Annotated in this window: 10 protein-coding genes and 1 pseudogene; 6 read left to right on the forward strand and 5 right to left on the reverse strand. The window is 40.5% G+C overall.

Annotated elements, in window-relative coordinates; genetic code table 11:
* Positions 1-39: 39 nt before the first annotated feature.
* The 5 genes from H6F44_RS21685 to H6F44_RS21705 form a co-directional block, all read right to left on the reverse strand.
* Positions 40-270 carry a nucleotidyltransferase domain-containing protein gene (locus H6F44_RS21685; RefSeq protein WP_190353174.1) on the reverse strand — a complete coding sequence of 77 codons (231 nt, stop codon included), beginning with the start codon at positions 268-270 and terminating at the stop codon, positions 40-42.
* Positions 271-277: 7 nt separating this feature from the next.
* Positions 278-625, reverse strand: a complete 348-nt coding sequence (locus H6F44_RS21690; protein ID WP_190353175.1) for a type II toxin-antitoxin system PemK/MazF family toxin — start codon at positions 623-625, stop codon at positions 278-280.
* Positions 622-861, reverse strand: a complete 240-nt coding sequence (locus tag H6F44_RS21695) for a hypothetical protein (protein WP_190353176.1) — start codon at positions 859-861, stop codon at positions 622-624. The genes H6F44_RS21690 and H6F44_RS21695 overlap by 4 nt, the downstream gene beginning before the upstream one ends.
* Positions 862-967: 106 nt before the next feature.
* A complete protein-coding gene (locus tag H6F44_RS21700) occupies positions 968-2,341 on the reverse strand; it encodes a GTPase (protein ID WP_190353177.1) in 1,374 nt (457 codons plus the stop codon).
* A 633-nt stretch (positions 2,342-2,974) separates the two neighbouring features.
* Positions 2,975-3,916: a protein rep gene (locus H6F44_RS21705; protein ID WP_199302236.1), complete on the reverse strand. Its 942-nt coding sequence runs from the start codon at positions 3,914-3,916 to the stop codon at positions 2,975-2,977.
* Positions 3,917-3,978: 62 nt separating this feature from the next.
* On the opposite strand from H6F44_RS21705, the gene H6F44_RS21710 reads away from it, so the two are divergent.
* The 6 genes and pseudogenes from H6F44_RS21710 to H6F44_RS21730 form a co-directional block, all read left to right on the forward strand.
* On the forward strand, positions 3,979-4,452 hold the full coding sequence (locus H6F44_RS21710) for a single-stranded DNA-binding protein (RefSeq protein ID WP_190353178.1): 474 nt from the start codon (positions 3,979-3,981) through the stop codon (positions 4,450-4,452).
* Between the two features lie 103 nt (positions 4,453-4,555).
* Positions 4,556-4,831: a hypothetical protein gene (locus tag H6F44_RS21715; protein WP_190353179.1), complete on the forward strand. Its 276-nt coding sequence runs from the start codon at positions 4,556-4,558 to the stop codon at positions 4,829-4,831.
* Positions 4,828-5,241, forward strand: coding sequence for a type II toxin-antitoxin system VapC family toxin (locus tag H6F44_RS21720; RefSeq protein WP_190353180.1), 414 nt, complete (start codon positions 4,828-4,830; stop codon positions 5,239-5,241). The genes H6F44_RS21715 and H6F44_RS21720 overlap by 4 nt, the downstream gene beginning before the upstream one ends.
* A 41-nt stretch (positions 5,242-5,282) precedes the next feature.
* Positions 5,283-5,567, forward strand: a complete 285-nt coding sequence (locus tag H6F44_RS23385; protein WP_242016696.1) for an HAD family hydrolase — start codon at positions 5,283-5,285, stop codon at positions 5,565-5,567.
* 47 nt (positions 5,568-5,614) lie between these two features.
* Complete coding sequence (locus H6F44_RS23390) at positions 5,615-5,770, forward strand: hypothetical protein (RefSeq protein ID WP_242016697.1); 156 nt, start codon at positions 5,615-5,617, stop codon at positions 5,768-5,770.
* Between the two features lie 534 nt (positions 5,771-6,304).
* Positions 6,305-6,688: pseudogene (locus tag H6F44_RS21730) on the forward strand (hypothetical protein); the annotation flags it as partial.

Raw genomic sequence — 6,688 nt, forward strand, 5'->3', positions numbered from 1 at the left:
CTAGATAGGTCATACTTACTATGACTTGACCTATCTTTTTTATCTTAAATCCTCAAATCCCCATCTACTCATACTTCCCATATCTTTTGTCGCCCCGTCAGAGCCTGTCCTTTCTATCTCTTTGCCTGTTTTTACAGGATCTTTGAGTACGATTAAGACATCAAAATCTGAGTCGGGGGTTGCATCGCCGCGTGCTTGTGAACCAAATAGGATCATCGCTATTAATCGATCGCTATATGTGTCAATCAGGAGATCGCGCAATTCGTTCATGATTTCATCAGTCTGTATAGCCAAGTGTAAACAGTACAACGCTTTCTAGTCTGGCGATCGCTTCAAAGTCTAATTGTCCTATTCGTTTAATTAATCGAGTTTTGTCAAGTACTCGAAGCTGATGACAGAGTGCAACTGAGTCTTGATTTAGTCCACCTTGTCCATTAGAAATTAGAAAGCAAGTTGGTAAGGCTGCGCGGCGTAAGTTTGTTGTGAGGGGAATTGTGATAATGGTGCTGGTGAATTTGGAAACTGTGTTTTCTTGGAAAATGATAATTGGACGAGTGCCAGCTTGTTCTGCTCCTTGAGTTGGGTCGAGATTTGCTAACCAAATTTCACCGCGTTCTACTTTCATTGTGTGTCCTCGCTATTTAGGAGTGAGGCATACTCAGAAATTCCTGTTTCGGCTAGTTGTCGATCTTCTTCGGCAAATTCTTGATAGAGGTTGGCAAATTGACTAATATCTGTTGTTGGTTGACTAAATCTTGTCTGGAATTTGATGAACGCGATGAAGTCAGCAATTTGTTTTAGTTGCTGCTCGTTAAGGCGATCAATGTCTCTTTTAATAGCTTCTTTAGTGGTTTCTAGCATTGGTTTCTCCAAATATCCATTTGTAAATACTTTATCCATTTGGCTGTATGTCTCTATCGCGCAATTCGTTCATAATTTCATCGGTCAGTGGATGTCGCATATTTAATTAGAACAATCCATCAATAATGTCTTTGAAATTTAAAGAACCTAGATTTCTGACATCAGTCATTCCTAATCGTCTTAGGATAGAGCCTAATAAATTTTTATATTCATTATATTTATTCTTTAAAATATCTTTCTCTGTAAGGTCTAATCCACTGAAGAGAACAAAATCAACAGCAGCTAACATAGCGTATGTGATCGAAGTTGCTGTAATGGCAGCAGAAACTTCTACTACTCCTGTTGGTGGTAATATGGATGAAACCCAAAGGAAAAGGTTGGTTGCAACTGATTGACCTATAAATACAGGTAATAAAGCTAAAGCAGTCCCTTTAGATAAGATGTTGCCTGTGTAAAGATAGTAAAGTGAAACAATTGCGCCTACCTGTGTAGCGGTAATAAAAGCGGCTCTACCAGGGAATATAGCTTGAATGCCAACAGCAGATACAGCAGCGATTATAATTCCTTTTGCATAAGGTTTTTTATCGCCCATGTGTCGGGCGAATAGAAGCTTTTTTCCTTCTGAGTCCAAAAAAACATCTACATCCTCCCTAAGTTCATTTACTCCTCTAATATCAAGAGGGAAGTCATCAGGCAATTGTTTATCATAGCCTAACGCGCACACTGCATAGATTTTATCGACTCCCAAGCATTGTTTCCATTGTTCTTTTACGTCTTCTAATGCTTGAGGTCTGTAATTATCCCATTGATCGCATTTATTCAAAACTAAAAATACGCGAGTACAATTTGCTCTCAAATCATCAAAATACTGTTTTTGAGAAGCGTCAGCTGAACCAGTGACTACCAAGATTCCGATATCAATATGTTTAAGAAATTCTTTGGTGACAGCACTATTCTCTTTTCGTATATCTCCAAGTCCAGGGGAATCTATTAGCCTTACTCGTTCATCATTAAGCCGCAGTATATTTAGTTCTGTTGTCACGCCAGATGTAGCGCCGACATCAGCAACAGCGTCTTCGCGCTTACGCATTAATATAGCGTTGATTAGGGAGCTTTTACCAGAGCTAACGTTCCCAACAACGGCAATGTTTAGGGTTTTATTAAAATCTTGTACTTGTCCCGCATACTCTGTGTCAACTTGTTGATTAAAAACACTTTCTGCATTGCGATCATTTTCTTCTTTTTCGGCAACCTTTCGAGCTTCTTCGATAAGTCCATCATAAAAATCTTTGCGCTGTGGCTCTTCTAAGTCAATTTCTCGATTATTTCCTTGCAGGTCTTTCCTAGTTGCTTTGCGATTGCCATTTTTGATATGGAGTTCCACTTTTTCTGGATTAGTAATAACTAAAATCTGTTGATTATTAGCATTTACAGAAAAGCTTGCAGTGTAATTTCTGTCTTTGTAAGAAAAAGTTGCCATATTCAGGAAAATTTGTGTTGATTGACCTTATCCAAGATTATACCGTTCTTAGTCCGCCCTTTATTTGAGCTTGTATCAAGTCTAGTTGTCGCATGCCCAAATAAGGACGCTACGCTAGTAGATGAATATGATTTACCTTAATTCTGATGGATGACAAGTTATGTTTATGTATTTTGATGTTTTCCGAAATAGATCGCCCTAGCCTTAATTGGCGGGGCGGCGAGACATTCTCTGCTTCGTTTGTAAGTGGCTTAACTTTCTTAGCTTCGCTTTGTGAAAAGGGAGGCTGTTTAGCTCTAAAGCAGCCTTTCCTTTGCGAACTTAGTCCCAACAATCCCAGTTAGCGCTACGCTATGGGATAACGTTTTTGATGAACTAAACAATGTCTACTTTTATTGGCAGATTGCATGATTCAGCCTCGACTAATGTTATTGGGACTAAGTTAGACTGTAATCTCAATTCAATCGATTTGACTTTAATCGACCCGAAAGGTCTTGGTATGCTTGATTTGAAACTTGAATTGAAAAACAGGATTGTATGGCTGACCGTTCAGGGTCTGGGCGCTACTGGCAATACTATTTTGCATTGCCCGATTAGTAGGATGCCTCCTGGTTAATAGCCGACTTTTACTCCTTAGTATTCAAGAATGTAATGTTTTTCATCCCCATGCCATGAAAACGTCAAAACATTCTCTTCGCCTTGCTCTCCCGTCACCTCATCAGTTAAGTCTTCAGGCTCATTAGCTAATTCTCGCATATAATCCCGCAACACACCACCGATCGCGATCGCCCTTGTTTTGTGCAACTGTTGCGTCAACTCCAGCAACCACTCCCGATCCGCAGTCAGATCCGATTCCTTAGTTTGATACTTTAAAATTTCGGGAATTAACTCCGCCAAATCATCCCCCTTCTGCACTGCCCGAATGTCAATAATTGGCGCATAATCAGCCCTTAGCGACTGTTGCCACATACTGCCCCACCTTTCCTTTGACAAATAGTAAGCACCTGAAAAATAAGACGGTGACACCATCAGCAAACAATGAAAATGGGGATGAGCCAAACCATCTTGCCCCATCGTTACCTCAGTCGCCTTAATCCAACCCGTTGCAGGAAAAGCTTTTAACTTAGACATCCGCTTAAATCCTTCATGCATCCAAGTTATCGTCTCTCGTAAATCAGCGATCGCGCAATTCTTCACCGTTAGCGTCACAAATAGCCATCGCGCCTTCGGAAAATCTTCTACTAACTTCGGCATCATTGCATAAGCCTTAGCCTTCCACTTTAGCGATCGCCGCCACTGACAGATCGGGCAATGCCGCACCCGACAAAACCAAGTATTTTTTAATTTAAGCTGATCATTAACCAGTTCAAAGTCTAGAGACTCCCCACAAAGCGCGATCCTGCGTGAATAATCGGCAAATTGGCTATCAGCATAATGTGTAGCCACCAATTCACCATTTACCTTATGCTTTTCCCAAACTTTGTCCCGATCCGAAAAACTCTGAAGTTTTAGAGAAAGTAGGGCTTTACGTTTACCCATTTGCGATCGCGTAACTTTAATACACTCAAAAGACATTAATATTTTAGAATATTAACTATCCTGCAAATCAACCAAATTTTGAGATTGAGGTTACATAAATGACTTGGGCAACTGCACACATATGTGGATATCTGGCGGCAAAACCTGAACTCAAACAATTTGAAGAAACAGGAACAGTCGTATGTAACCTAGTCCTCTATGTCAATCGCCGTAAAAATGCTGAAGACAAAGAAGTGAAAGAGCTTGAGCCTCTCAAAATTCACGCGGAAGTGTGGGGCAAGCAAGCCGTCAATTGTGTAAATATCCTAGACAAAGGCTGGAATCCCACAATTACAGGCACACTTGATGAGGTTAGCTTTCTTGGCAAAGATGGTAAACAAATCCGTTTAACTGTAGTTCGCTATGCCCAAGTCCTCGACTACGGCAAAGCTCCCACCGAAAAAGTAGTTGATATCCCAGATGAAAGTCAAAAAGTAGTCAATGAGCTTAATCCGCCCACCAGCAAGGATAAAAAAGCTAATAAGCCACCTAAAAGCACTAGCCTCACAGCAAAAAATACTCCTGAAGCTTAAAAGACAGTATCAAGTGAGTCTTTGGTATGCCTTTATCATTAGACTTTGTGTTTTCGTAAGTTAAGCTAGAGATTATTGAGCGTGACAATAGGAGAATATACAAATGACAGTTAGAGAGCAACTTAGCCAAGAACTCGAACAAGCCTCCGACTCATTAGTTGAAGAAATCCTTGACTTTTGCCTATTTCTCAAACAACGCCAGCAAGCCAAAGTTAACAATAAAGCGACTGAAACAAAAACAAACGGAATTCTCGACCTATTAGAGCGCGTTAAAGAAATTCAAGCTCAAGTTCCCCCCGAAGAATGGGACAAACTCCCTCATGATGGCTCAATCAACCACGATCATTATCTCTATGGCTCTCCAAAGGTTGAAGAATGAAAACAGTTTTTGCTGACACTGGATACTGGATCGCCCTACTCGATCCCCAAGACATACTTCACTCCAAAGCCATAAATCTAAGCATCACATTAACTCAAGTACAAATTGTCACCAGTGAAATGGTGCTTACAGAAATCCTAAATCACTTTTCTAAACGTGGCAACTTTCTGAGATACGCCGCCGCAAACTTCGTTGAAAGCCTACAAGAGAATCCCGCAATTAAAATTATTCCTCAAACCGCTAGTAATTTTCAAGAATCCCTAATTCTCTACAAACAACGCCCCGATCAAGCATGGAGCCACACCGACTGCTCCTCATTCTGCATCATGCAACAACAGAATATCCTAGAAGCATTGGCATACGATAAACATTTTGAGCAAGCAGGATTTATCGCTTTATTGCGTTCGTGATCTCCCCGTTCATTCATACAAAAGCCTAGATTCAAGACACTATGCATTTATTTTCTCTCAATAACATCAACTTGTCTGACATTCATCTCATTGCTTCCGATGTTGATGGCACACTTACCCAAAATGGAAAGTTTTCCTCCAATTTCATCTCCACACTGCAAGATTTACAATCCTCTGGAATTAAAGTCCTCTTGGTAACAGGACGCTCCGCAGGTTGGGTTAGTGCCTTGGTGAATTATTTACCCATTGCAGGAGCGATCGCTGAGAATGGTGGCATATTCTTGCAAGCTGACGGTCAGATCAATAAAATCACTTCCCCGAAATAAGATGTCAGTATATCTTAACAATTGGTGATAGCCCCAATGATGAAGCCATGTTTAACCATGCCAAATTTCCGATTTCAGTTGGTGTGGCAAATATACGTCACTATCAACAGCAGATGCAGCACTTCCCCAAATATCTAACTCAAGCCTCAGAGTTTGGCGGCTTTCAAGAGTTAGTCATGAAATTAATCCAAAGTGTACCCTAGATAACCAACCGATCAGCGATTGTCAATAACTGGATCTCAAAGCGCATGGATTTAGGTGCATATCTACAATATTTTGATCTTTTTTAATTTTGGGTGGATCAAATCTAAGTAAATCACTGTATGATTTAATCACCATTTTTATCTAGAGGAGATTAACTAATTCGTTTTCCCCTTCAGATACCAAAAAAGCCAGTGCTTGGAACCACTAGCTCTTTGATAACCTGAAGGTTTTATTAAATTTAATATCCAGGAATGGACAGAGGTTGCTTTAGCGGGCAATTTTGTTCAATGCTTTTCTATATCTTAACGCAAGATATCAGTTTAGCAACAGTTTTTAATGGAAATTTTTAAAATTTCTTTGCGAGAACCAATAATTTATTATTGAACTGAACTCAAAAAGTCTGTCTGTTTCCTGGTTGAAGTCCCTACAACCCTTACAATCAGGACAACTTAGATGTTTTTAAAGTCACTAGATGTGTTGCAGGAGATCGTGAGATCGGTTTCCTTGTTTCGGCTTGTTGGAGGTCAAAATTAATGACCTCTTTAAATAGTCAGTATTCTGCTCGTAAGTTTTCACCTACTAAGTCCCATAGCCCTTGCCCTATCTGCGATGACATCAAGGGTAAATGTCGAATTGCTTCGGATAATCAAGATTTTGTCCTCTGCATGACCCATCCCAGTGATGTTGGTTTGGTGGATTGGAAATATTTGGGTGAAACCAATGGCGGCTATTTTGCGGGTAAGTATGTCCGCAAGCGTCCTGAGTCGGAGGCGGAGCGTCAAGAACGGCGCGATCGCAATTTAAAACTGCGGATGATGCAGCAAAAGGCTAGGCGCAATGATTTGGCAAAATTGCCTGATGCGACAGAGCGCGATCGCCTCTATCAAAGTTATTTACAAAAACTTGTACTTAACGAT

The sequence above is a fragment of the Pseudanabaena cinerea FACHB-1277 genome (genome assembly GCF_014696345.1).
GTDB lineage: Bacteria > Cyanobacteriota > Cyanobacteriia > Pseudanabaenales > Pseudanabaenaceae > Pseudanabaena > Pseudanabaena cinerea.